Raw genomic sequence first — 25,697 nt, forward strand, 5'->3', positions numbered from 1 at the left:
AGGATAAGAGATGCGGCAGCCAGCTTCAAAGGAACAAACCATGCGCTTATTCGCAGCCGTGCCGTTACCGGGAACTATCGCAGGGGAATTGGAAGAATGGGCCCGCAAGCAGAAAAGCAGGCTTTCCTTCCGCAAATGGGTCCATCCGCAGGACTATCACATTACGCTTCAATTTCTGGGCGATACGCCTGCTTCAAAGACGGCCGCGCTGCAGACCGCTCTTGGCGGGGTTCGGGGCGGGGCCTTCCGTCTCAGCTTGAACGGGGCCGGCACCTTCGGCTCTCCCAATGCTCCCCGCGTGCTGTGGGCGGGGGTAGCGGGCGAGCTGGAGAGGTTAATCGCGCTTCACTCAGCGGTTGCAAATGCGACGGGCCCTCTTGGCTTCGCCTTGGAGGAGCGTCCTTACGCGCCGCACATTACGCTCGCCAGAACCTTCTCGAGCGGCAATGCGTCTGCGCCGATGCCCGAAGGAGCGACGGCGGACGCACCGAGCGGTATGCAATGGGAAGCCGACCGTTTCGTCCTGATGCGCACCCATATGCACGCCTCGCCTATGTATGAGGTAATCGGCGAGTTTCCGCTGCGAGAAGCATAAGTCTCCCCAGGCTTCGGCCAAGCATGAACGCTTGTCGGCGTCCTTGAAAGAACAACGAACGGAAGCGCGAAGCGCCTACGTTTGTTGTTCTTTTGTTTGCCCCTTTTTTTTGAACAATGAAATGATGTACAGGATAATCAGCGGGACAGCAAATCCGGCTGCCCCCCATACGGTGTGCACAACCGAGATTCTGCCGGCCCAATCCAAAGCTCCGTCAAAATTGACAAGCCCCGTCAGAAAGCCGAGTAAAGCCAGCGGCATAACCAATATCCGGTAATCCTTTATGCCAATAAGCTGACTTATATAAAGGCTGAGCACAAACAAAGTAATCGTCGCCTTCATATAAGAGCCCAGAATGAGCGACATCCCGATGATCGACTCGATCCGTTGGATAATTTCCTGGAACTCGATGATGCGTGCCAAGGCGAACAGCACGTACTGCTTCTCGCCTGCAAATGGCCCGTATATCATAATCGAACAAATCGTTGACACGGATAGCGTCAGTATATTCAGAATTAAGACCCCTATCATGGTAGCGGGCAATTTCCCCGACAAGCTCTTGTTTACGAACGGAAGCAGCATCGTGAACAGGAACACCTCGACATACGGAAAACCGAACGTGATATACGCCCCGTGCAGCGTCGGCTTAATGCCTTCAGGAAAGATAGGAAGCAGCAGGGACGGATCGTAATCGGGAATCCCGAGCAATAAAACAAACGCGAGAAAGAAAGCGGTCAGGAACATGATAAGCGTAAACATTCTTACCATGACTTCAAGTCCTGCGCGCGCGGTTAAGGCTGCAACCATAAAGACCGGGAACGTGAAGGCATACATCGGCGTTTCCCTAAGCATCGAACTGATCATGAATAGACCGACGTCCACTACGATGCCTGATAGCATATGAAACAGGAACGAGATCGTAATGGCGGAGAAAACTGCAGTAAGCGCCGTGCCCATCAGCTTACGGCTGTATTCGACGAAGGTCATGCCCGGAAACTTGCGATTCATAGAAAGCATGCACCATAGAAGACACATGCCGAGTCCCCCGGAGATCAATAGGGAAATCCACGCGCTGTTTCCCGCTTTGCCGATAAGCGGACCGGGAATATTGATAATGGAGGACCCGGTCATAAATACAAAAAACAGCACGCCCATCTGGGTATGACTTACGGTTTGCTTTTCGATGCCGGTTCCTCCTTCCTTCGCGTTTCTTATCACTTACGGACATTCAAGTAGTCATCGATCGCTTTTGCCATGCCTCCGAATATCGGGTCGATCAAGACATAAAAATCGGGCCAATTTCGATGCAGCACATAATCCGCCCCCATATATAAGGCGATCAGCAGCATAATCGTATAGATCAGCTTATCCCGTTTGCTTAATTTGCTTCTCCATTGAAACCCGTCATATAACAGCATCCCGCCTAAGGCGAGAAAAAAGACAATCACTCGTTCCGCCATATGTAAACTTCCCTCGCGTTCTTCTACATTGCAGGTTTGCCGATATTCGTTCCGGTTGTAATAAGCCGAAGCTTAACCTGGATCTGAAAGGGAATTTCCGAAAATTGTTTATCCCAAGACTTTTTCATTTTCGCCCATGCTCCCGGATGCTTCCGATAAATGCCGTTTCCGATTCCGATGACGTCGATTTTATTGGTTTGAACAAAGGTTACGGCTTCCTGTATTTGCTCTTTCATTCGTTTCTCCGCTTTGCGTAAAAACGCGGCCTCATCCTCCACCGTCTTTATGTCGGTGCATTTGAGCTCGCCGATCGAGATATCGCCTTGAACCGCGACGCTTACCGCCGTTACCTTGCCATCCTTCAGAGCCGGCTTTACTTTCGTATGTAAATCAAGGATTTCGGTTGTCTCCATCTCCTTTCGACCTTCCTTACACGGAAATTCGACGATGCCCGACTTGTATTCATTCCTGAGCATGTTAAGCCCTTCCACCTTGTTTGCGGGCATAGCCGTTTTCATTCGGCCATTCTTGAGCAGAGCCAGGCCCGCTGAGGATATGACATCCTTTTCCTTTTTGGTTTCATACACATAAGACACAATCGCATCGTTGTTGGCACTCTTCAGTTGAAGCACGAAATCCAGCAAAGTGGTATGCGCCGTCTTCGCGGAATCCCTATGGCCGGACTCTGCCGTTCTCAGGAATTGCTGCGCGGACGTCTGCTCAATTAATGGCTTTTTCTCCAGCAGCTTAGCCGCCGGTCCCTTCGAGATCATAAGGGATACGCTGCTTCTCGGTTCGTGATCCCGGTAAAACAGGTCAAGAAGCTTCCCCAAATGAACCGATTTCGCAAGCTGATCGCTGACGATAATGACCCGCAAATGACTCCATTGCGCCTTCCTGCCCAGATGAATCGGAATATCGCGGATCGCTTCGTTAACGGTATCGTCACTCGTCTTAATATTAATACTGGAGACACCCCCAGCAGTTGATTTACCCGTCTCTACAGAGGAAGGGCGGTAAATTTGCGTCACCATTTCGATTTTACCGTTCTTGCCTTTATCCAGCGCCACCCCCATGACAAAGCCGAGCTCCGTCAGCTCATGCTTGCTCCAGCAGCCGGGGAGAATCAGAAATACGGCCGTCAGGTATAGAAGGAGCATTATTTTTCTCATCATTCCACCCTCTTGATGTCGATGTCGGAGCAGCCCTTCACTTTACCGGCTTATGCTTATGCTTATGCAAATCCCGCGGAGACCGGAGCAGCGTCTTGAGGGGAACCCGTATAAGGACATCCCTGAGCTCTGACAAGCGCAGCGGAGCGAGCGGCGCCAGATAAGGCTGCCCGAGCGTACGAAGCTTGCACAGGTGAAGCAGGATGAACAGAAAGCAAATCATCATCCCGAACCCGCCCATGACCGCCGCGCTGATCATCAACGGAAAGCGCAGTATCCTTAAAGAGATCGCGATATTATACTGCGGGATAGAGAAAGAGGCGATCCCCGTCAGCGCTACGACGATAACCATGATCGGAGACGCAATGCCCGCGCTGATCGCCGCGTCTCCAATAACGAGCGCGCCGACGATACTGACGGCCGAGCCGACCGGCCTCGGCAGCCGGACCCCCGCTTCGCGCATCAGCTCGAAGAAAAATTCCATGAGCAGCGCTTCAAAAAAAGCAGGCAGCGGTATGCCTTCCCGCGCATTGAGGACGGCAAGCAGCAGCACCGTCGGAATGAGCTCCGGATGGAACGTCGACAGCGCGATATAAACGCTGGGCAGCGTCAATGCAATAAGAAAAGCAACAATGCGGAGCCATCGAATCAGCGTCGAATTGACCGTCCGTTGGTAATAATCTTCACTGGATTGGAAAAACTCGGTGAAGAGCCCCGGACATAATAAGATACCGCCCGTGCCCTGCACAAGGACCGCGATTTTCCCTTCCAGCATACCCGCCACAGCCATATCCGTCCTCTCCGTATACCGGTGCTGCGGGAACGGCGAATACGTTGAATCCTCGATGATTTGTTCGATATAGGAGGTTTCCAGCACCTCCAGATCGGCGATTTGCGCGATCCTATTCTTGAATTCGGCAAGCATCTCCTTATCAACGACATCCTCGATATAGCCGTAAGCGACGGCGGTTTTGGTTTCGCCGCCCGCAGTGATCATTTCGATTTTAAATTTGGGCGTTTTGAGCCTTAGCCGGAGGAGCCCTAAATTTTTCTGTAAATTTTCGACCGTGCTTTCCCGGGGACCCTGCACAACCGACTCATTTACCGATTCGCTTACCTGTCTGGTCTCGACGGACTGCGCCTTATAGGATAGGCCTTTGTTCCAACCTTCGAATACGATGATCAGGCGCCCGTTCGATATATGATCAACTAATTGCAGCAAATCGGTAATAACCGATGCTTTTTTCCCCGAGACGCCGTCATGCTCGAAAAAACCGCGTATATCTTGAGGCGTTGCCTCCATGCCGGGACCGACTTCATGCATGACAAGGTCCTGCAGCGTGATCTTCATATAGTTCTCGGTATCTTCTTGAACAAGCGATTCATAATACACGGAACAAGCCGTATACTGCAGCTCGGGACCGTAATTCCAATGCTTGAACACGATATCCGAGCTGCCCGCAAATGTTTTTTCTAAATATTCAATGTTATCAGAAAGTTGTTCCGATATAGGAAGCTGCGTATTCTGACCGGAAGAGACGGTCTCCGTCGACATCGTCCCGATCGCTTTATTCGTTTCCGATTGAGGTGTTCCGGTTGAGTTGTTAGTCACCTGTCATTCACCTGGTTTCCATAACCTGACTTTTATAACCAGTATGACCCGCGTTTCACCGGCATATACCATTTTGCGGCGAGGCGGACCGCTTAAGCTGCAGTCAAAATATCGGTTTATCCTTGGTGATAATCATCTTGTCAATTCATCATTGATCGATTAAATCTCCTGTATTACGGATCAACGTTTCCACTTCTATACTTGCTTCCAGCTGAGGATAATATTCGCTTCGCCATTTCTTCATCTCGTCAGGCGTAAGAATACGGCGGAAGTGCTGCCCGATATGGAACAAATCGGCCTCGTGTTTCTTCATACGATTAAGAATCATCATGAACCGGCCTTCCATCTCTTCATTTAATTGGTGACGAATCTCGCCGGGAGACGGTTCCCCTTTCGTCTCCTCTATGCTGACAGTTAGCGTTAACTTGGAGTGCAGCTTCGGAACTCCGCTTTTAATGGAGACGACGTTTCGCACTTTCGCCCCGATGACCATGACGCTTGCTTTCTCCAGCACTTGGATGACCGCTCCTTGAAACTTGTTATTAAATATATTGACAAGCAGCATCTCCTCTGAATCGAGCCGATCGACCATCTTGCCGCCTGCGATCACCGCCGAACCTCTCGATTCCAGCATTTCATCGTCCCCGATTCCTACAATCGCGGCCATGTAATCTTGGCTGGATGAATGAACCGCGCGATAAGCTTCCCATAGCTGTGTGTTCGATATATCCGGCGTCCATCCGGCTGTTTGGCTGAAAAAGTTGTAAAAAGTAGTACCGTCTTGTTCTACACGTTCCTTCGTTGAGTTCAACAACTTTACAATGTCCGACTCCGTTGCGGCGATATAAGATTTCGGGGCGATTTGCCGGGAGCGGATTGCATATTCAAGCTCTTCGTTGATGCCGTCTTTGATTAAATCCAAATGGAAGATAATCAGTTTCAAGTGGAGTAAATCCAAATGGTTTTCTACATTCGTTTGAACCCGCTGGATCGCCTGGCTTACCGTCTCTCCTTCCGCGGACACCGTCCTGACGGTGTATTGCTGCTGTCCGGGCAAAGGGATTTGCAACGCGACTCTAAATTCCTTCTCATCTCCCGGGGCAATCCCCATCACAATGGGAAGAGCCCGATGGTTGATGTCTTTTATCTCTCCGCAGCCCGTAACCGCAAAAATTAAGGTGACTAGCATGACAGGCAAGCATCGCGTTCGGAAGCTTCGAGATATGCGCAGTCGTCTCATGTTTCATTGCCCTTTCTCAGCGTGGCGATGATAAATATCCCTAACGGAATCGCAGTCATGCTATACAGCCGCAGAGGTTGCGTCCAATCGATTAACTGCTCCACATTGTGCCAGGTTTTTACGAAGTGCGCTCCGATGAAAAGAGCAGCCGACGTCAAAATAATCATCATCCGTTTCGGAATCCGGGGAGCCAGCTTATCGGAGATATATCCGACGGCCCAAACCATAACGGATATATACAAAAATACGAAAATCATCGTGCAAATGGAATATATCATTGTGATCCTGTCGAATATAAGCCAGGGCAACTCGACGGAATCCATCGCTGCAATAACCGGAAATCGGAGCGTCGCAGCCGACTCGGATCCGTAGATCAAGACCGGCATATAGACCGAAAATAACAAAACAACGACGAACCCCCCCCACGCCACGGCGATCCACCTTATCCGGACGTGCGTCACCGTCGGAACGAAGCACAGGAACAAAAAACCCGTGTACAATGTGAAAGTCCGGTAGTACGAACGATTGAATACGAATGAAAAGCCGTCCGACAGCGGAAAAAAATTGTCTATGTCGAATAACTTCGCCGTCGTCAGCAGCGAGAAGCAAATAATGGGGAGACAAAAAGCCGATATAACCAAACTCGTGCGAAGTATCGTTTTCAAACCGCACAAAGCCCCGTATAACGCAATAATGACGAACAACAGCGTAATAAGCCATACGGGAGTCAGAGGTAAAAAAATCATCGAAACCAGCTCGGAATGGCCCCGGACCATAATGAGGGCACAAAAGAAAAATTGAATCGCCAACGGAACAAAAAGAATTAAACTCCAAAGCTTGCCCATCGGGTTCACAATTTCGATCGCGTCACGGTTCGGAAATTTGCGAAGCCCGATAAGAAGAAGAAGAAGGAACGCAAGCTGGAGCAATGCGTTAATCACCAAAGGCTGCCAAAACCCTGCGTCCGTGCTGGTCAGCAAGAATTCGGGAAACAGGAAGAACGACATGCTGAGATGAATATAAATGAAAGTTACGGCCAGTGATAGAGGCTTAATCATGTCTATCGCCTCCCTCTCCACGGTTCTACATAGGGTTGTCCAACCGATGTGATGTGAGAAATGAAAATCGTGACAACCAGCATTCCCGCGACTACTCCTAGAACACCGTAGAGAGCGGCCATCACAAGTATAAAATATTTAGCCAAACGCACGAAGAAGGAAGCGTGTATGGTGATGAGCGCAAAACTGGCGATCGTCGTGGCTGCTAAAATGATGATCAGCAAATTGCTGATGAGCTTAGCCTGGACCACTGCTTCGCCTAGTATGATGCCGCCGACCATAGTTATCGTCGTGCCTATATTTTGCGGGAGCCGCTGTATCGCTTCAACCACCATTTCAATAACCAGAAAGATCAAAATAACCTCCAAGAATGCCGGGTACGGTATGCCGACACGGCTCTGGGCGACGGACAAAGCCAAACTGAGTTTTAATATGTCCGGATTAACCGAGACGAGCGCCACATACAATCCCGGGAGTATCAAGGAGACTATGAATGAAATGATACGGATGCAGCGTATGAAATACATGATTACGTGCGGAAATTGCCTGTCGGCTGCGGAGGAAAACATATCGTACCAAACTTTCGGGAAAACGAACGCATACGGAAAACCGTCGACGAACAGAACGAGCCGGCCTCTCTTTAAAAAGTTAACCCCTTGGATCGGCAATTCGGTCGATAAGTAAGTCGGAATCGGATTCCACCATCGGTGTCCCATGATTTGCGCCAAATCTTGAAGGTTATCCAATTCCATGTGCTCATGTAATCGGAGATGAGCGATTACGGCTTCCAGCGAATGCTTATCTATCTGGTCTTCTAAATAAAAGACCGAGACTTCGCGCCTGTGCTGTTTTCCGAAAGTGAACCTCAAATGGAGGAGCTTGTCGCTCTTCAACTTATCCCGCAGCATGCCGCTGTTCGTATTAATATCCTCTTGGAACGCATCATACGGCCCCATAAGTACGGTTTCCTGCTTCGGTTCCGATACGGAACGATGAATACTTGCGGGTACCGGTTCGAGCATCATCCTTGAACTGCCGTCTGAGCTGAATGCGATCAACTTTCCGTTCGTGATGGCTTTCTCTGCATCATTTGCGCTCAGTCCGGCTTTTCCCCCGATGCGTGCCGCCAAATCGTCGAGATTTGCGGACGCCGCTGTTCCTTGCGACATACCCTGTAGCTGGAATAAGGTTTTGGGCAAATCCATCAACGTTCCGAACCCGCAAATCGTAACATCCATTCCGCCTAGATGGAGTTCCTTAATGAAAAAATCGGCGTTTTTACTTTGGAGCATAACCAGTTTGGCCATGAAATCGTTCACTTTCGCATCACCTATCCATATTATGTCATATGAACAGAACTATTATTCCGAGTGTTCGACTGCAACCGGTGAAGCGGGTACCTCGTTAGCTTTAGAAACTTGTCGTGTCGAAGGCATCAATAAAAAAGCGTTAATAGTATGAATATAATTAGGGGTGAAATCCCCAATGCCCATAGAGGTTTTACATGATGTAAACGGAGCATTGGAAACATAATGCAATTAAAAAAGACAGACCATTTCAAAGACCAGCCATGACTATACGACATAAACCCATACTCTTTGCCAATCCATTCTAACGTGCAATAGATTAATATCCATTTTAAATAATGAAATATGATTGATCCTTTTTCATTCGGATAGTTGGAAAGAAAAAGCATCACCGTGCACGGGAATACGAGGAAGCCGTAAAGTGTGTCTGTTACCAATTCATTCGGCAAGTTTTGTTCAAAGGTCCAAAGATGGTAACGACTATGTGCGATGTATTGATACAAAAGATTCATGCTTACCATGAAATATATAGTTGGTAAAAACTCGTTCCACCGTTTCCAGTCCGCCCATTTCAAAGCTGCCAATAATGCCCATATTGCAATTGCAATGTGCAATAGTATCCCATCCTTGGTTGTAATATATCCAAGTTTCCCCGAATCCCTATTGCATTATCCTGCCTATCGGCATTGAACTCCCTCGTTACGATGTTAAGCCGTCGATATCCTTCTCTGATCCCGCGTTCAGCGCAAGTCTCCTATCTTATTGCCATGGATTGTGCAACTCTGTCCCCGATCACGCGTACATTTATTTTATCGTCCCGCAAAAATAGAACATATTGGAGGAATGAAGCATGAATGGTTTTGGACCGCCTGTTGGCGGAGGCTTCAATTTTCTGTTCACGATCGGCCCTTTTTTTATCGTTATCGTATTTGTGCTTATTATTGGAGGCATTCTGTACAGCGTCGTTACCCATTTCAAAAATGCGAACGCGCCCAAGGAAAGCAGCTACGCCCGCATCGTTTCCAAGCGGATGGACGTGAGGCGCAGCACGAACCATCATCACCATCAGAACGGCGGCATGCATTTGTCTAATTCTTCAAGAACGTATTACTATATTACGCTTGAATTTGATAACGGTCAGCGGAAGGAATTTCTGGACGTTAAGAATCTGTACGGCCTCGTTGCCGAAGGAGACGCCGGATACGCCGCCACGCAAGGCGATTGGATTGTTGCTTTCGAACGGAACTAGCCCTGCGTGGCACGGCTTTCTTACTGCAGTCTGTAAAAGGCAAACGGCTCGCCGCTGCGGAAAGGACGGCTCATGACGTCGAGCTCGTCCAAATCTCCGGCGCTTAGCGTAAGCGACACGCTGTTTAGATTTTCCTCCAGCTGCTCCACTCGGGTGGCTCCGACAATGACCGTCGATACAACCGGCTGATGCATAAGCCAGGAAAGGGATAATACGCTCGAGCTGCAGCCCAGTTTGCTCGCCAGCGTCTGGACGTTGTCGCCGAGCCCGATCGTCTTGTCGTGAATGAACCGGCCGAAATTCGGATCGGTCTGCGCTCTGGAGCCGGCCGGCTCCCTGTCCCCGGCGCTGTACTTCCCGGTCAAGATGCCGCCCGCAAGCGGGAAGTACGGGATGATGCCGATGCCTTGATCGAGGCACATCGGAACAAGCTCATTCTCGGGCGTACGGTCCGCGAGCGAGTAGCACGCCTGCGTCGAGACGAAGCGGTTCAGCCCCAGCCGGTCGCTGATGCCGACTGCCTTCATGAGTTCCCATGCCCAATAGTTCGAAGCGCCGATATAGCGCACCTTGCCGGAGCGGATCATGTCTTCCAGCGCGCGGAGCGTTTCCTCAAGCGGCGTCTCGGGATCGAAGGTATGAATCTGGTAGAGGTCGACATAGTCCGTCCTCAGCCGCTTCAGACTGCTCTCCAGCTCCGTCTGCAGATGAAACCGCGAGGAGCCGCGCTCGTTCGCTCCCCCTCCTCTCACCAGCCCCGCTTTGGTTGCCAGCACCGCGTCATGCCGCTTCCCCTCAAGCGCTTGGCCGATGATTTTCTCCGACTCCGTTCCCGCGTAAATGTTAGCCGTATCGATGAAGTTGATGCCGTTATCCATGGCGTAATGAATAATCCGCTTCGACGCTTCAAAGTCGGCCCGCTTGCCGAAAGCATTCGTGCCAAGACCCAGCGCGGATACTTTGAGACCGCTGTTTCCAAGACGGCGATATAACATGTTCATTCAGCTCCCTTTTACCCTCTAATGGTTGTGCGATTGCTACTATTATAAACCTGATGTTTCGCCGGATACTACCCGGCCGTGGTCTTTCAGTAAGCATCGAACGCATCAAAAATCGCCTAACGGTACCATAAAGCTCTATTCTGCGGAGGGAAATTATTTATATATCAAATGATGATAAATAGCTTACGATGCGTGTGAAGAGGAATCATACAAAAGCTCATTAGCGGTGTAAATCAGCGTTTTGCTGGTGGTACTCCATGCTGGCTTAATGAACCGTTAGCGCTTCCACGCCACGCCCAGCCGCTGATGAACGTCCTCGCCAAGCCAGGCTCCCTGCTGAACGAGCAGCGTCTGAAGCTGTACGGTCGGCACCTGGCGTGAGGTGTGCCCGGCCTGATTCGCCAGGCAGGCCGCCGTTCCGGCCGCTTGCCCCATCGCGGCTGCGATGCCGGAAGGGTCACCCCTACAACCAGCACATCCGCTTCCCGGCTTAGCGGCAGCTCTTGTGCCGGCAGCGTAATTGTCGCCATAAATTCCCCTCCGGTTTTCGGTTTGATCCCTTTCATTATATAATCATGTATAGTTTCATTTTAGTTTCACTTAATGGAGGATAACCTCATGCCCATGAAAAAAAGTGACGCTTCAGCATATCGCTTCCAGGCTTGGATTAACGGTGCATACCGTGTCCAAGGCGCTTCGCGGACTTCCCGGCATGTCCGAAAGCACGCGGAGCAGCGTCCAGGAGCTTGCCCACCGGCTGGATCGGATACCGCGCGGCCGAACGGATGCTGTGGCGAATCGCCAATCCGTCGTCGCTATGAGCATATCGTGCTTCAGGGCGATCTGCATCACGGCACGACCGTCAGAAGCGTCCGCTAGCGCGGCGCACGCCAGCAAACATTCTGAAAGGAAGGCAGGTCCCATCCATGCACGCTCTTTTAACTAAACGACTCATCAAATTACTGTGCGGCGACCTTTTCTACGCAAGAGGCGAAGCCTATTATATAGATGGCAAGGTAACGATTACGGCGTCGGACGATGCAAGCTGCGACGCGGTCGTCCATGGAAGCAAGCGATATGACGTTGCCATCGATTTCGATGATAACGGGGATGTGCACGCGCACTGCACTTGTCTCGCCTTCAGCACTTATGAGAAGTACTGCAAGCATGTCGCCGCCGCGCTGCTGCAGTATCAGGAGCTGAAAGCGGAAAGTGACCGGACGGTCCGCAAGTTCCCCTCCCTGCTGCATCCGGAGGATCAGCCTTCCGGGGAAGAGGAGGATGAGGAGAATTCATCTATTCATTCCCGGGTTGCCCGGCATAAGGTACAGACCTCCGCAGATGCGAGGCTGGCCGGCGAGCTGCTCGGTCTATTTACCCGCAAATCCGTGCCTTCATCTGGAACCGGACTGCTTCTTGACGCTCGGGAATCTCTTGACGTCGAGTTCACGTGCAAGCTCTATTCGTACGGCTACCGGAAGAAGATGTTCGGGATCGAGCTGAAGATCGGTCCCAAACGCCTGTACATCGTGCAGAAAATCAGGGATTTTCTTCATACCGTCGATCACCGAACGCCATTTGTTTTTTCCAAGCATTTCACTTACGATCCGGCTCTGCACCGCTTCTCGCCGGAGAATGATGCCACCGTCAGGCAGCTCATTCAAATTTATCGCAACGAGACGTTGTATCGGGATTCATCCACCCGTTCTTTCATGAAAGAAGCGCCGGCCAGCGGCGAGCGGATGCTGCTCATTCCTCCATTCTCATGGAAGACGCTTCAGCCGCTGCTTCTGCAGGCTCCCTCCGTTCTGCTTCAGCACGGTGACGCCAGCTTCAGCGGCATCGAAATGTCGGACGAGCAGCTCCCGCTCCATTTCGCCTTCGATCAGGCGCAGGGCGGCAGCTTCATGCTGGACATTCAAGGGCTGAACAAGGTGACGATTATGGAGGATTACGAGCTGGCGCTGGAAGGCAGAAGGCTGATCGAGCTTCCGCCGGAAGACTGCAGGCGCCTCGCTGAATTGAAGCATTTGCTGGATGCTTCCCGCCAGCCTCGGATCCCGATCGCGTCCGAGCAAATGGAGCCTATCATGGACAGGGTCATTCCGGGTTTAATGAAGCTCGGCAGCGTCCGCATTGCGGAGACGATTGCCGACCGTGTGCTGCAGACCGAGCTGAAGGCCAAGCTGTATTTGGACCGCGTACGGGATCGGCTGCTCGCCAGTCTGGAGTTTCAATACGGCGACATCGTCATTAATCCGCTGGAGGGCAGCGATAAGAAACGCCAGACCGACCGCATTCTCATGCGGGACGGAGAACGCGAGCAGCGCATCCTCGAGCTGATGGAGCAATGTCCGTTCGCCAAAACCGAAGGCGGCTATTTCATGGAAGAGGAAGAGGCCGAGTACCACTTCCTTCATCACGTTGTGCCTCAGCTAGAGAAGCTGCTGACCGTGTACGCCACGAGTGCCGTCAAGGTAAGAGTCGTGACCAAGCATGCTCCGCCGAAAATATCGGTTGATGTTGACGAGCGGACCGACTGGCTGGCGTTTAAATTTACCATGGACGGCATTCCGGAATCGGAGGTGCGAAGCCTGCTCCAGTCGCTGGAGTTCAAACGCAAATACCATCGGCTGCCTGACGGCTCGCTTCTTCCGCTGGAGGGCGAGGCCTTCCAAGAGATCATCCGCTTCTTGAACGATGTCGGTTTGCGGCAGAGCGACTTGAACGGTACCGAATTCCGCATTCCGGCCGTGCGCGGCCTGCACCTGATGGATCATGAGCAAGGCAAGGCCGTCAAGCTCGGCAAAGCCTTCCGCCGGCTGCTCGATAATATGCGCAATCCGGACAATCTGGATTTTCCCGTGCCGGATTTGCTTGATCCCATTCTGCGCGATTACCAGAAGTATGGCTTCCAGTGGATGAAAACGCTGGCCCGCTATCATTTTGGCGGCATCCTTGCCGACGATATGGGACTGGGAAAGACGCTTCAGAGCATCGCGTTCATCGTCTCCGTGCTGCCGGAAATCCGGGAGCAGGAGCAGCCGGCGCTTATTGTCTCGCCGGCGTCGCTTGTCTACAACTGGCTGAATGAGCTGAAGAAATTCGCGCCCGAGATTCGCGCCGCCATCGCGGACGGCAGCAAATCGGAGCGCAGCGGGGTATTGAAGAATGCCGCCGGCGTCGACGTCATTATTACCTCCTATCCGCTGCTTCGCCGGGATATCGCGATCTATGCGAAGGAGTCGTTCCATACGCTAATCCTGGATGAAGCGCAATATTTCAAGAACTATACGACTCAGACGGCACAGTCGGTGAAGGCGGTTCAGGCAAAATACCGGTTCGCGCTTACCGGGACTCCGGTCGAGAACGGGCTTGAGGAGCTGTGGTCGATCTTCGGCGCCGTGTTTCCCGAGCTGTTCCCGAGCCGGAATGCATTCGGCGAGCTGACGCGGGAGACGGTGGCCAAGCGCATTCGCCCATTTCTGCTCCGCCGGCTGAAGACGGACGTGCTGCAGGAGCTGCCGGAGAAGATTGAAATGATTCAAGCGACCGAGCTGCTTCCGGAGCAGAAGAAGCTGTATATCGGCCTGCTTGCGAAGCTGCAGCAGGATACGGTAAAGCATCTGAACGAGGAAAGCTTCCAGAAGCATCGAATCAAGATTTTGGCCGGCATTACCCGGCTTCGCCAGCTGTGCTGCCACCCTGCGTTATTCGTCGACGGATACGCAGGCAGCTCCGCCAAGTTCGAGCTGCTGCTTGAGATGATTGAGGAATGCCGGAGCTCTGGCAGAAGGCCGCTCATCTTCTCGCAGTTCACCGAGATGCTCGGTCTGATCGGTCGCGAGCTCGCCAATCAAGGCGTGTCCTATTTCTATCTGGACGGCCAGACGCCGGCCTCCGAGCGGGTCGAGCTGTGCAGCCGGTTCAACGAGGGCGAGAGAGACCTGTTCCTTCTCTCCATGAAAGCCGGCGGTACCGGACTTAACCTGACCGGCGCCGATACGGTTATCCTCTACGATCTATGGTGGAACCCCGCCGTCGAACAGCAGGCCGCCGACCGCGCGCATCGCATCGGCCAGAAGAACGTCGTACAGGTCATCCGGCTAGTCGCGCAAGGAACGGTGGAAGACAAGATGTATGAGCTTCAGCAGCGGAAGAAAAGCTTGATTGATGAGGTCATCCAGCCTGGTCAGGAGGCGTTGTCCTCGTTGTCCGAGCAGGACATTCGGGAGATATTGATGCTTTAAATAGAGGGTTTGTGCGGAGATTGTGCGGTGGTTCTGCTGAGGTCGTGCGGATGCTATGCGGAAGCTGTGCGGGAACGGCGGTTATTCGGCCATCTCCCTTAAACGCAGGAGCTATAAAGGAATTCGTCCCGTATAGAGCCTGCGTACTGGCTTCGAAGGCCGGCTATGTTGGATTTGATCCAACGTAGCCGGCCTTCGGGTCTCTTTTTCGGCTTAACGCGCGAATTCGCATGTACGAAATCCAGTATAGGCCGCAGATAAGCCCGGAACAGGTCAAAGTTACTGCTGTAATCCACTATAGACCGTCCACAACTTCTAGGAGATGAAGCTGCATCACTTAAAGCCGTCCACAGCTTCTCGGAGATGAAGCTGCACCACTTAAAGCCGTCCACGACTTCGCGGAGTACGAATCTGCATGGAAGCTGAAGCTGCGCCACAAGCTTTGTTTCGACGGGGCAGCCGCAGAAGAAAAAGCGAACCGCCAAGGCGGCCCGCTTTTTCTCACGTTTCCGGTACTGCTTTAAAGAACGATCGGAATGAATCCGTCCTTCATGTATTGAGCAAACGGAATATGTCCCCCGGTCTTAGCGTTCCCGATCAGCGAGACCCCTGCTCCTTGCATTTCCTCTTCAATATTGTGGAATCCGGAACAAGCTTGACAACCGCCTTTGACGATCCCCGATTTCATCACTTGTTTATACAGCGCATGAAACGGGTGATCCGCCTTACTGAGTTCGTTCGGCCATTCGGTACCTGCCCCATCGAAAAGGATTTCTACTTGAAAACCCTCATCATGCAGCTCTTGCCCGTACAATAGTCCATGAACCGCTTTGCCTACATCCTGTTGGTTTGCTTGGATAATAATCACATATTTATTGGCATTTGTCACTTGAATCCATCCTCCTAATAAATGAATAATTACAGCGTTGGATTTGCCGGAGAATACTCGACGAAATCCCAGCGCATCGGGGATCCGTTCTCCGTATACAGTACTTCGTCGATCTCGAACCGAACTAACCTTTCCGCCCCCGAAAATCGGGAGATCTCATTTTCATCCCAAATAATGTGCGACCGCCCGGTAAGTTGCAGGGAATGACCGTTATCGAAATCAATGAACAACAGCCCGGTACCAGGGTTACTATGAATATTGCCGAGGGTGTTAAACATCGAATTGCCAAAGTAATCGGGAAAAATCAGCGTGTTAGCATCGATAACCTTTACAAATCCGACATTGCCCCCTCGATGGGAGGCATCCGTTTTCCCTTCCAAGCTGACGCTGCCAATGAAAAACGTGTCGCTATTGCGAATCCATTGTTGTTGTTCCGGATTTACGCGGAAGCTTCGATGCAGGGACTTCAGACTTCTATGAAACCCGCCGCTCGGCTGCAACGATCGTTTTTGTATGTACTTCGGGCAGTTTCCATAGACTTGCTCCGTTGAGACGGTCAACCGCAGATCTTCATCGAAATGTCCTTTTCCGTTTATTCTCATTCGGATTCTTCTGTTGAAGTCGATAGCCAACAAGCCAATCTCAGGGTTTATAGCTACATTCCCGACCAGAGGATCGCTCGCGACAGGTCTGGATGTAATCGTTAGCGTCGTTTCGGACGTAGCATCGATAAAGCCCGGTTCACCCGTCAGAAAAGAGCCCCATACTCTCCCTGCCCCGTCAACGGAAGACATGATGGTGATAGATTGCGTTCTAAGAAACGCGATTGCCCCTTTGTTGATCGTTGGCTTTATGCTCGTTCCGTTTTGCTGCGCAACGATCGCTGCACCAGCCATCTCTTGTACCTTCAACTCCCCTGCATGGTACACGCCGCTCACTTATAATCACCTCCCTTTTTAACTCCTATAAAGGTTATATGGGTATTATACATATTATTTATTAACCTGTAAACACTATTTATGGGTATTAAAAAAATAAAGGAACAAAAAAGCCCTAGAAGTGGATTCTAGGGCTCGATCGAGTTTATTTGTTGATTTTTGCGCCGTTCCAGGAAAGCCGCCACTTTCATTCGGTTGCCGCATGTCTTTTGGCTGCACCAGCGGCGGGTGGCGTTTCTGCTGTTATCATAAAAGTGGAGGACGCAATCCGGATTTTCGCATTTCTTGACGAGTCGCAGGTCGCAATGACTGAAAAAATCGATGGCCGCCTCCGCGACCGGGGAAAGAAGGTCAGTCGGCTTCTTAATCCTTACTTCCCTTTCTACGGCGAATCCGTTCTCCTTACGAACGAGCTCCGTTGTAATAACACGTTCCCTGAGCAAGCTGTTGATCTGCTCCAAGTGCACCGTAAGGTCGCGCCCCTCGTTTTTTGGTTCAACCATCGCCAACAACCCGCTTCGCAATGCTCTGGCAGCCGTCAAAACCATTTCCGCTTCTATGCCGTTTCCCCATTGCCGACCATAATCGTTGGCTGTATCTTTACTAAGGAAACCCGCTATAACGAGCCATTCCAGAACATCCGTAAAGTTTCCCAACAAATCGACGGGTTTACCGTTGACGGCAATCTGCGTGTTGGTGAAATCCAATACCGGGTGGTTGCCGATAAAATAAAAAGTCGGGGCGATTATCTTGGGCATCTTCGTAAGGCTCCTTACTTCGCAAATTGTTCCAACGGTACCTCGCTGTTTTTCTCCAGCTCAAGAGGCAACGGAGCTATCTTGTCCGATACTAACGCATCGCCGAGAGGCATACACACGTTTCGATAGCCGGATGATTTTCAACCGCATAGAGTCTCGATTTTTTTGAAACATGTCAATTATACCGCAGCCGACTCTACATGGAAACTGTCCAGGTGCTTCTGTAGGTGAGGAAGGAGCTTTCGCAGGTTAGTTCTCCGATTTCCTATTCATCAGCTCGTTATTTATTGTAATCCCTAATACAACCGCAAGTAACACTGAACCAAGGCTCATAAATAAAATGCTTAATATAAAGGGCGCTCTCAGCATTGCCGCATTCAGCGCCAGCGTAAATTTACCGGGAGGAGTACTCCAACCCGTCATTTGCGGTGCGTAATCGGCAAGTCCCAAATACACCATTCCGAATAGCAAAGTCCCGCATAACAAGAAAATTGATCCGGCAATTAAGAATGCTCTTATCACAATCATTCATTCCAGCCGAAATACCATTTCCGGGCAAGTTTCTTTTCATCACTCGCTGCGCAGCCGGCTTTATTTTTCCCGAAGGAAAACAAGCATTCGATTAAGGGCCCTGTTAGCTGAATCCTCGTTATAATGCGGAGAATAAGGATCACTGAATCCATGATGCCCGCTCATTTGATGTGCCTCGACGTTGTTTATGTTATTTAATGCCGGTAATAGTTCATCAACATGAAATGATTTTTCTTCTTGCGGAAAAAACAACAATACAGGGCATCGAGGCGAAGTTTCCATATAGCTTCGGATACGGGAACCGTAATATCCAATGACTCCATCCACAAGCCGTTCTTCGCTGCACAGCCAAGCAACCGTTGCTCCTGCGCTGAACCCGACGACAACTATTTTTTTATAGTCATCCCTAATATTCGTTAGCAACCTTTTCACGGTAACCGCTGCATTCTCGAAACCAACGTTCTCCATAAAATTCAAATAAGCATCCTCTTCCTGTAAATAATCAAAAGGGGTGCTCCGTGTCAGCAAATTCGGACAGAAGACGTCGAAGCCGTATTTCGAAAGGGATTTGCAAACATATTCCATGTGTTTATTTATCCCGTATATTTCGTGAACAACGATAATGGCATGATCAGAATCCTTTTTTATACGAATCATATATGTCCCCCGTCTCTCCGCAATTAAACTAGCAGACCGATTCTAACGCAAGTATACGCCTAAACTGTAACAGACATGAGAGACACTAATTCAAAGAAAACCACGGATATCGAAATCTAACGGACGTGAGGGACGTTATTTCCAATAAATCAAGGGAATATGGCAAAAATCGGCCCCATAAGGCTTCTCATGTCCGTTAGATTTTTCAAATGCCTCATTTTGGGATGATAACGCCTCTGGCGTCCGTTAAACCGTTAGCCCCAAGACCTACGGAGCAAAACAGGGGCTAGCCGATCGTCCGGTAAGAACACGATTTCCGGAACATTCTACTAATCCCGTTGGAGCAGCAGATCAATCTCAGCCGCAGCCCTCGTCAGCCCCTCCTTGACCGATAGTTCTCCTTGAAAAATGCTGGTCATGTATTCCGAATAAATCTTATCCATCGCGCTCCACTCCTTGACCGGCGGACGAAGAAACGTATGCTCAAGCGCCTCCGTATAAGGAGGGATGAACGACTCGTCCCTTGCTTTCATGTCCTTCGCCTCCAGAGTGGTCGGTATAAGACCGGTCTGCGACATGGCGATTTGCGAGTCCTTGCGGATCATCCACTTCATGAACTCCCACGCATGTCTCGGGTATTTCGAGCCCTTCATGACAACAAGATCTTCTCCGCCCAGAATGGAGGCAGGGCCGAAGGCGGGAGAGAAAGGGACTGCAACTGTAGATCGAATAGCCCGCTCGAGCTCTTCGCCCTGGAACACGCTGTAGAACCACGGCCCGTCGTCCGTCACTAACAGATTCCCTGTCTTGATGTCTTCCCAAAGGTCGGCGCCGCCATTAATAAGGGTATCGTCAATGAGCCGCTCCTTATAGAGCGACAACAGCTGCTCGACCGCATTAACCGTTTCATCTCCGTTGAGATAGCCGCTTGCCTTCGTGTAGTCCTCATCGGTCATTCGGCCTCCAAGCGCATAAACATAGGGCAAGCTCTTCCACGCTTCCAATCCGCTCATACCGATCCGATAGCGTTCCGTCCTCGCAAGTTCGATTGCCTCTTGTAAGGTTGCGGGCGGCTTGGTCAACCCCGACTTCGTCAGCAGCATCCGGTTAAAGATCATAACCTTCGTATTCATGTTGACCGGCAGCGAGTAATGCGCCCCCGCAAAATAGCCGGCCGAGCCCGTATTGCTTTGCAAAGATTCCGTCACCTCACGGAAATCCTCGTAATCGCTGAGCGGAAGCAGAAGCCCGCTTTGCGCAAATTCAGGCACCCAAGCAATATCCATCCGTACGACATCCGGCGACCGGTTCGAGGAAGCTTTGGAAATGAGCGTATATTTGAGCTCCGCGTTATTATACTGCCGGATCGGACGAACGCGAATATCCGGATAAGCCGTCTCGAACGCAGGTATGATTTGATCCTCCAATATCCGGGTTTCCTCATCGCTGTACGTATGCCAAAATTCGATTTCAGCATGTTCCTCTTGATTTAGGCTCTCCACGCTGCTTTCATCCGATATGATCGACTGCCCTCCGCAGCCCGCAGCAAGGAGCATCATACAGACAAACGCTATCCACTTTGCCGCGTGCATTCAAATCCCCCTCTACCTACTGCTGATGCTTCTCCCTGTACTCGACAGGCGTCATCCGGGTCATTTTTTTGAACAGCTTGCTGAAATATTTCACGTCGTTAAAGCCGGATTTCTCCGCGACCTCGTAAATTTTGCATTCGTCCTGCACGAGCAGCCGCTTCGCTTCGTGAAGCCTCAAATCGATCAAATAATCGATAAAGTTTTGGCCGGCCTGCTTCTTGAACAGATTCGAAAAATAGCTCTTGCTCACGTGGACCGAATCCGCGACATCCTGCAGCGTCACGTCTTCGCGGTAATGCTGCTTGATGTATTCGATTGCTTTCGTAATCAGCTGGCCGCCGTGTCCTTTGTCGTTAAGCCGCAGATGATTCGGATGCTCCATCTCCCGGGCGAGGACGCGAACCTGCTCTTCGAGCTGACGGATCGTGTCGCATCGCCAGACGTTGTCACGGAAATCGGCGAGCGTCTTGGAGTCGCCGTTCGCATAGGCGAAGGCAGACAGCAGCTCATAGGCCTCCCGCTTGACCTGCTCCGGCGCGGGTCTCTTCCTCATCCATCGTGTGACAAAACGATCGATGACGGCCTCATTATCCTTCTCCGCGCGGATTTGATCAAGCATGGCATGCCAATTCATCTCCGTATAGCCCTCGTTCTCTTCGCCGTACAGCTCTTTCGTCTCCTCTGAAACGAATATGCGGCCGTTCCCTTCGAAGAACCGGCGGGCCGCGGCGGAGCGGCATCTTCGAAGTCCCGTCTCGATCCGTTCCGTCTCTTCCAATACACAGTAACCGATCGAAAGCGAAATCCCAAGCTCGGCTTCCGCCCGCGCCTTGAAGCGCGCGATCGATAGCCCTGCCTCTTCATCGCATGGATAAATAAGCAGCAATCCCTCGCCCGGCAGAATCGGCGCGCCTCCCTTCCGGAACTGCTCGTAGAACAGCGCCTGCAAATCCTCGTACACGATGCCCGCATGCAAATTCCCGTACCGCTCCCGCTGCTCGTTCAACCCGTCCGCCGCGACGTAAGCGCATACGCAGGAGCCGCCCTGCTTGCCGAAAATATCAACGAAGAACCGGCCGCCCCCGCTGGATACGAGCAGCCGGATAATGTCTTGTTCGATCCGCTTTCGTTCGAGCAAGGACGTATGCTCCGCAAGCCGGTTCTTCTCATCGGCCTGCTTGCGGCGGCCAGCCAGCATTTCCTTGCACCGGAGCAGCACGGCGATCAGCTCCTCCGCCTCCAGCGTCGGCTTCAGCAAATAATCGACCGCTCCGTGCTTCATTCCCTCGCGGACGTATTCGAATTCGTTGTAGCTGCTGATCAGCACGATTTTCATATCCGGGTTCACCTTCAGCGCTTCGCGCGTCAGCTCGAGACCGTCCATGACCGGCATCTTGATGTCGGTGATCAGGATATCGACCGGGCGGGAGCGCAAGATATCCAGCGCGGCCAAGCCATTCGCGCAGTCAGCCTCGACGGCAAGCCCGAGCCGTTCCCAGTCGATGAAGTTTTTGAGCCCGTTGCGGATAATCGGCTCGTCGTCCACGATCAGAACCTGATCCTTCATTGCGGTTCCTCCTCTGTCATTCCGTCAGCCTTGCAGGCGCATCGTAATTTGAATGGTCGTTCCTTCTTCCGCTTCGCTCCTCACGGTCAAGCCGGAACCTGCTCCGTAATACAGCCGCAGCGAATCGCGCACATGCTGCAGCCCGATGCCCGGCGCCGCTCCTGCCGCCGGGGCATTCAGCTTCTCCAGCTTGCCCGGGTCGACGCCGGCTCCGTTATCCGTTATGACGATATGCAGCTCGCCGTGACGTTCCGATGCGGAAATGGCAATATCTCCTCCGCGGTTCAGCGGCACGAAGCCGTGGAATACCGCGTTCTCGACAAGCGGCTGCAGCAGCATCCGCGGAATCTTCTTTTCATCCAGCCCAGGGGCTATATTCAGCGTCAACGTATACTTATGCTCGTACCGCATTTCAAGAATGACCATATATTTCCGGATAATTTCCAGCTCTTCGCCGAGCAGGATCATCTGCCCGTTCTTGCCCATATTCGCCTGAAGCAGCCGGGTTAACGCGGCAAGCCCTTGGTCGGCCCTCTCCCGCTCGCCCGAGCGGATCAGCCATCTCAGCGTGCTTAACGTATTGTACAAGAAATGCGGATGAATGCGATATGTAACGGCGCGCACCTCGGCTTCCAGCTTCTCCCGCTGCTCCTCCTCGACCCGCTCCATCAGCTGCCCGATTTCATCCAGCATCTTATTGAAATGCTTGCTCATGAGGCCGATTTCATCGGAGGATTTCACTTCCGTCCGCACGGTCAAATCGCCCTGCTGCACCCGTCTCATCTCCTGCGTCAGCTGCTTGATCGGCTTCGTCACCCGCTTGGCGATCAAGAGCCCGATCAGCACCGCCACGAGCGCAAAGCAGGCCGACAGAATCCAAATCCGGGCATGCAGCTTATCAAGAGCGCCCGTAATTTCCGCCGTCGGAACGGTGCCGACCAGCAGCCAGCCGTTGCTGAGCAGCTGCTTCACGCCGTAATAATGAATGCCGTCGCTCGCGTATTCAAATTCGACCGCATCGCTTCCTGCGATCTCTTCATGCAAAGCACGCTCGGCTACCGGCTTGCCAATTCGCGACAAATCGGCATCGATCATTACTTGCCCTTCCGAATCGACGACCGTGTACCTCCCGGTTTCCCCAAGCTTGACCTGATGAATAGTGTTAATGATCGCTCTTCCATTCAGATTGACGACCAGCAGGCCGATCTGCTCCAGCGTCTGAAAGTCTTTCATCGCTCTGCTTACAGGCAATACGAGATCGGTGTTCTCTCCGGCTCCGCTGAATGGATCCTTGCGGAGCGGCTGCCACACGAGCTCCCCGTCCTTCTTCCTGGATTGCCCCACCCAGTCCAGCCCGGCAAGATCCGTTTTCCTCAGCTTCGGCGTGGAGAATGTCCCGCTTCCCCACCCGATGCCGTCCTCCTTCAAAATATAGACGATCCGGACGAAGGAGCTGGAGTACACGATGTTATTGAGCAGCGTATTTAACGACTGCGACATTTCAATTTGCGCATTCAACGGGCTTCCGGTATAGTTCATGGCCGCATTCTGCACCTCTAAATCGCTGTATATGAAATCGGACGTATCGCTGCCCGCATTGAACATGGAGGACAGCGCGTCCGCGGTTTGCTTCGTCAGCTGTACGGTCGAGGCTCTTACGTTCTTTTTGATCAAGGCGGACGATTCCAAATAAAAAGAGAATCCCGATAACGCCGTCGGGATAAGGATTATAAATAGAAAAGCTACGATCACTTTAGAAGCGTAGCGGTTGGTCAGCTTTTCGAATCGCAGCATGGGACGGCCACCTTATCTTTGCGGAATACTACTAGTTTACCTCAACCGGTGCCGAAGGTTAAAAGACAAGCAGAAACGCCTGTCGGCGCCCCTCCTGGGACGCAACCGTTTCGCGAGAAATATAAGCTAAATTATAAGTCCAGAACTTATAAAATCTTATATTTCAAAAACAACCAAAGCGCCGAACCTTATCCATCGTTCGCTTTGACTGTTCCGTCTGACGCGCCTATTACTTGTAAGTCACCTGGAGCAAATCCCAATATTTCAATCCGGGCAGCTTGACGGCAACGGCGCCGTTCTTCTGCTCGAAGGCCAGCTGCACGGGCGAGCCGTTGTAATAGTCCGGCGAAGCGAACAGAATTTCGCCGACCTCCCGCTCGGACTTGAACGAAACGGCGACGTCCTTGCGCTCAACAGGAACCGCCTGCTTGCCCTCGTCGTCCCGCCAGTCCAGCGTCGTCGCATCGGTAAAGTTAATGAAGTGAACGATATCGCTGCCGTTCTTCCGTTTGGCGAAGGACCACACCTTTCCGGTCTCCGGCTCCCCGGAAACCCCGATTTCTCCCGCCCCTTCGGCCGCGAGCCCGGACTCCTCCAGCCCGTCGCGGAGAATGTTCTGGTACGCGACAAGGAAGTCGTAGTACCGGACGAGCTGCTCCTCCAGCTCAGCCGGAATCCGGAGGTTCCTGTTCGGAAAATATTCCTTTGCAAGCATGCTTTCCCCGAGCTCCAGGTGGGAGCCGCCGGAGGCGAAGATGACCGCGTCGGTCAGCAGCACGCCGGGCGTATTGAACTCGCCCGCCGCGTCCGCCAAGTCATAGTTCATGTATGCGGCGAGCACGGTGTTTAATTTATTTCTGCCATACTTGCCGTTCTGGTCGATAATGTCCTTCAGATTGGCGTATTTCGGATGCGCGTCCCATACTTCCGTATAGAGGAATTCGAGAGGCGCCTGCGTCGCCAGGAACGCTTGACCGTACTGGCCGACCGCGTTCATGACGTAGTCGACGTCCAGCTTCTCCTTCGCCGCCTTCAGGAACGAGACGTAGCCTTGGGGCAGCTTGACGGACCGTCCCTCGCCGTTCCAGAGCGAGCCGCGGTCTCCCAGCTGGTCGACATGCCAGCCGTCGAAGGCGAGATGCTCGAAGGTTTCGGCCTCCTTGCCGATCAGATACGTTTGCCACCCGGCATTCATCGGATCGTAGAGCATAATATCGCTCGCCCAGCTGTCCGGCAGCGGATGCTTATCCTGATTCGTCAGCGACGGATCGCGGAACAGCCCCCATCCCTTCTTAACGCCGTCCGCTTCCGCGCCCTCGTAAGCGCCGAACAGCAGATTGTAATTCATCGCTTTCATGTTCTTGCTGTGCGCAAGGTCGATATACCCTTTGACCGTTTCGAAGGCGACGGGACGGTTCGCAATGTCCGGCCATTCTGCGGCGGGCTGGCCGCCCTCCATCTTCAGCGGCTGATGGTGCTTATACTGCCAATCGTAGAACTGGATGCCGTTAATATGGAACCGGTTCAGCCGCTCAATGACGGCAGCCCTCTCCTCTTCCTTCATGCCGTGGAAATCCGCCAGATAGCCGTAGCGAGGAAACTTGCTCCAGTCGGAAGAAACGTCGACGGCGATATTCGAATGATCCTTTACTTCGCCACCCGCCGTTACGAACACCTCGGCCATGTAGCCTAAGCCGTCCTCCTTCGGCGCCGTCCATTCCCACGCCATTTGCTCGCTTTCCGCTTTCAGCTCTTGCCTGCCGACCGTCTCGCCGAGATGGCGGTACTGCACGACGATTGTCGATTTCGGCTCGGCCTTGGCCAGCTCGAGCGTAAACTTCACGGCCTCGCCCGGCTTGTAAGCCGCCTTGTCGGTCGACAGCTTCTCCATGACGCCTTCGCTTTGCGCCGTTTCGGCTTTGATCTCCTTATCGCTGCTGCAGCCGGCCGCCGAGGCTGCGATGAGGCAGCCGGCGAGCAGAACGGCCGCCGATTTTATTTTACTGCGATTCCGTAGCATCGTTTGT

22 protein-coding genes are annotated in these 25,697 nt (G+C 52.2%); 3 read left to right on the forward strand and 19 right to left on the reverse strand.

What is annotated here, in order from left to right:
* Positions 1-10: 10 nt before the first annotated feature.
* Positions 11-595: an RNA 2',3'-cyclic phosphodiesterase gene (gene thpR, locus H581_RS0103390; protein WP_028608792.1), complete on the forward strand. Its 585-nt coding sequence runs from the start codon at positions 11-13 to the stop codon at positions 593-595.
* A gap of 75 nt (positions 596-670) precedes the next feature.
* On the opposite strand, the gene H581_RS0103395 is transcribed toward thpR, so the two are convergent.
* The 8 genes from H581_RS0103395 to H581_RS39560 all read right to left on the reverse strand — a co-directional run bounded on the left by H581_RS0103395 (position 671) and on the right by H581_RS39560 (position 9,058).
* Positions 671-1,813, reverse strand: coding sequence for a GerAB/ArcD/ProY family transporter (locus tag H581_RS0103395; protein WP_051250414.1), 1,143 nt, complete (start codon positions 1,811-1,813; stop codon positions 671-673).
* The gene (locus tag H581_RS0103400) at positions 1,810-2,055 is read right to left on the reverse strand and encodes a hypothetical protein (RefSeq protein WP_028608794.1); all 246 of its coding nucleotides are present in this window, start codon (positions 2,053-2,055) and stop codon (positions 1,810-1,812) included. Before H581_RS0103400 ends, H581_RS0103395 begins: the two co-directional genes overlap by 4 nt.
* Positions 2,056-2,078: 23 nt before the next feature.
* Positions 2,079-3,230 (reverse strand): Ger(x)C family spore germination protein, encoded by a 1,152-nt coding sequence (locus H581_RS0103405; RefSeq protein WP_084134434.1) that lies wholly within the window; start codon positions 3,228-3,230, stop codon positions 2,079-2,081.
* A gap of 34 nt (positions 3,231-3,264) precedes the next feature.
* On the reverse strand, positions 3,265-4,839 hold the full coding sequence (locus H581_RS0103410; RefSeq protein ID WP_342663381.1) for a spore germination protein: 1,575 nt from the start codon (positions 4,837-4,839) through the stop codon (positions 3,265-3,267).
* A gap of 148 nt (positions 4,840-4,987) precedes the next feature.
* The gene (locus tag H581_RS0103415; RefSeq protein WP_028608797.1) at positions 4,988-6,028 is read right to left on the reverse strand and encodes a Ger(x)C family spore germination protein; all 1,041 of its coding nucleotides are present in this window, start codon (positions 6,026-6,028) and stop codon (positions 4,988-4,990) included.
* Positions 6,029-6,075: 47 nt separating this feature from the next.
* Positions 6,076-7,137: a GerAB/ArcD/ProY family transporter gene (locus H581_RS0103420; RefSeq protein ID WP_028608798.1), complete on the reverse strand. Its 1,062-nt coding sequence runs from the start codon at positions 7,135-7,137 to the stop codon at positions 6,076-6,078.
* Between the two features lie 2 nt (positions 7,138-7,139).
* A complete protein-coding gene (locus H581_RS0103425) occupies positions 7,140-8,456 on the reverse strand; it encodes a spore germination protein (protein WP_028608799.1) in 1,317 nt (438 codons plus the stop codon).
* Positions 8,457-8,572: 116 nt separating this feature from the next.
* Positions 8,573-9,058: a CBO0543 family protein gene (locus H581_RS39560; protein ID WP_028608800.1), complete on the reverse strand. Its 486-nt coding sequence runs from the start codon at positions 9,056-9,058 to the stop codon at positions 8,573-8,575.
* 236 nt (positions 9,059-9,294) lie between these two features.
* Between H581_RS39560 and H581_RS0103435 the strand changes: the two genes are divergently transcribed.
* Positions 9,295-9,693, forward strand: a complete 399-nt coding sequence (locus H581_RS0103435; protein WP_028608801.1) for a DUF2500 domain-containing protein — start codon at positions 9,295-9,297, stop codon at positions 9,691-9,693.
* Between the two features lie 20 nt (positions 9,694-9,713).
* Here the strand turns inward: H581_RS0103435 and H581_RS0103440 are convergent, their stop codons facing one another.
* The 3 genes from H581_RS0103440 to H581_RS39450 all read right to left on the reverse strand — a co-directional run bounded on the left by H581_RS0103440 (position 9,714) and on the right by H581_RS39450 (position 11,618).
* Positions 9,714-10,688, reverse strand: a complete 975-nt coding sequence (locus tag H581_RS0103440; RefSeq protein ID WP_028608802.1) for an aldo/keto reductase — start codon at positions 10,686-10,688, stop codon at positions 9,714-9,716.
* Between the two features lie 239 nt (positions 10,689-10,927).
* Positions 10,928-11,224 (reverse strand): hypothetical protein, encoded by a 297-nt coding sequence (locus H581_RS37635; RefSeq protein WP_156889489.1) that lies wholly within the window; start codon positions 11,222-11,224, stop codon positions 10,928-10,930.
* 112 nt (positions 11,225-11,336) lie between these two features.
* Entirely contained in the window at positions 11,337-11,618 is a 282-nt protein-coding gene (locus H581_RS39450; protein ID WP_028608803.1) for a hypothetical protein, read from the reverse strand.
* Positions 11,619-11,620: 2 nt separating this feature from the next.
* On the opposite strand from H581_RS39450, the gene H581_RS0103455 reads away from it, so the two are divergent.
* Positions 11,621-14,944 (forward strand): DEAD/DEAH box helicase, encoded by a 3,324-nt coding sequence (locus H581_RS0103455; RefSeq protein WP_028608804.1) that lies wholly within the window; start codon positions 11,621-11,623, stop codon positions 14,942-14,944.
* Between the two features lie 520 nt (positions 14,945-15,464).
* Here H581_RS0103455 and H581_RS0103460 read toward each other — a convergent pair.
* The 8 genes from H581_RS0103460 to H581_RS32895 form a co-directional block, all read right to left on the reverse strand.
* A complete protein-coding gene (locus tag H581_RS0103460; RefSeq protein WP_028608805.1) occupies positions 15,465-15,833 on the reverse strand; it encodes a DsrE family protein in 369 nt (122 codons plus the stop codon).
* 29 nt (positions 15,834-15,862) lie between these two features.
* Positions 15,863-16,771: a pyridoxamine 5'-phosphate oxidase family protein gene (locus H581_RS0103465; RefSeq protein WP_028608806.1), complete on the reverse strand. Its 909-nt coding sequence runs from the start codon at positions 16,769-16,771 to the stop codon at positions 15,863-15,865.
* 128 nt (positions 16,772-16,899) lie between these two features.
* Entirely contained in the window at positions 16,900-17,529 is a 630-nt protein-coding gene (locus H581_RS0103470) for a CGNR zinc finger domain-containing protein (protein ID WP_028608807.1), read from the reverse strand.
* A gap of 591 nt (positions 17,530-18,120) precedes the next feature.
* Positions 18,121-18,717: a dienelactone hydrolase family protein gene (locus tag H581_RS0103480; protein WP_028608808.1), complete on the reverse strand. Its 597-nt coding sequence runs from the start codon at positions 18,715-18,717 to the stop codon at positions 18,121-18,123.
* A gap of 329 nt (positions 18,718-19,046) precedes the next feature.
* Positions 19,047-20,309, reverse strand: coding sequence for an extracellular solute-binding protein (locus H581_RS32890; RefSeq protein ID WP_051250416.1), 1,263 nt, complete (start codon positions 20,307-20,309; stop codon positions 19,047-19,049).
* Between the two features lie 16 nt (positions 20,310-20,325).
* Positions 20,326-21,876 carry a response regulator gene (locus H581_RS0103490; RefSeq protein ID WP_028608809.1) on the reverse strand — a complete coding sequence of 517 codons (1,551 nt, stop codon included), beginning with the start codon at positions 21,874-21,876 and terminating at the stop codon, positions 20,326-20,328.
* A 24-nt stretch (positions 21,877-21,900) separates the two neighbouring features.
* Positions 21,901-23,670 carry a cache domain-containing sensor histidine kinase gene (locus H581_RS0103495; RefSeq protein ID WP_028608810.1) on the reverse strand — a complete coding sequence of 590 codons (1,770 nt, stop codon included), beginning with the start codon at positions 23,668-23,670 and terminating at the stop codon, positions 21,901-21,903.
* A gap of 229 nt (positions 23,671-23,899) precedes the next feature.
* On the reverse strand, positions 23,900-25,690 hold the full coding sequence (locus tag H581_RS32895; protein ID WP_036717569.1) for a glycoside hydrolase family 66 protein: 1,791 nt from the start codon (positions 25,688-25,690) through the stop codon (positions 23,900-23,902).
* Positions 25,691-25,697 lie beyond the last annotated feature (7 nt).

This window comes from Paenibacillus harenae DSM 16969, from assembly GCF_000422465.1.
Classification (GTDB): Bacteria; Bacillota; Bacilli; order Paenibacillales; family Paenibacillaceae; genus Pristimantibacillus; species Pristimantibacillus harenae.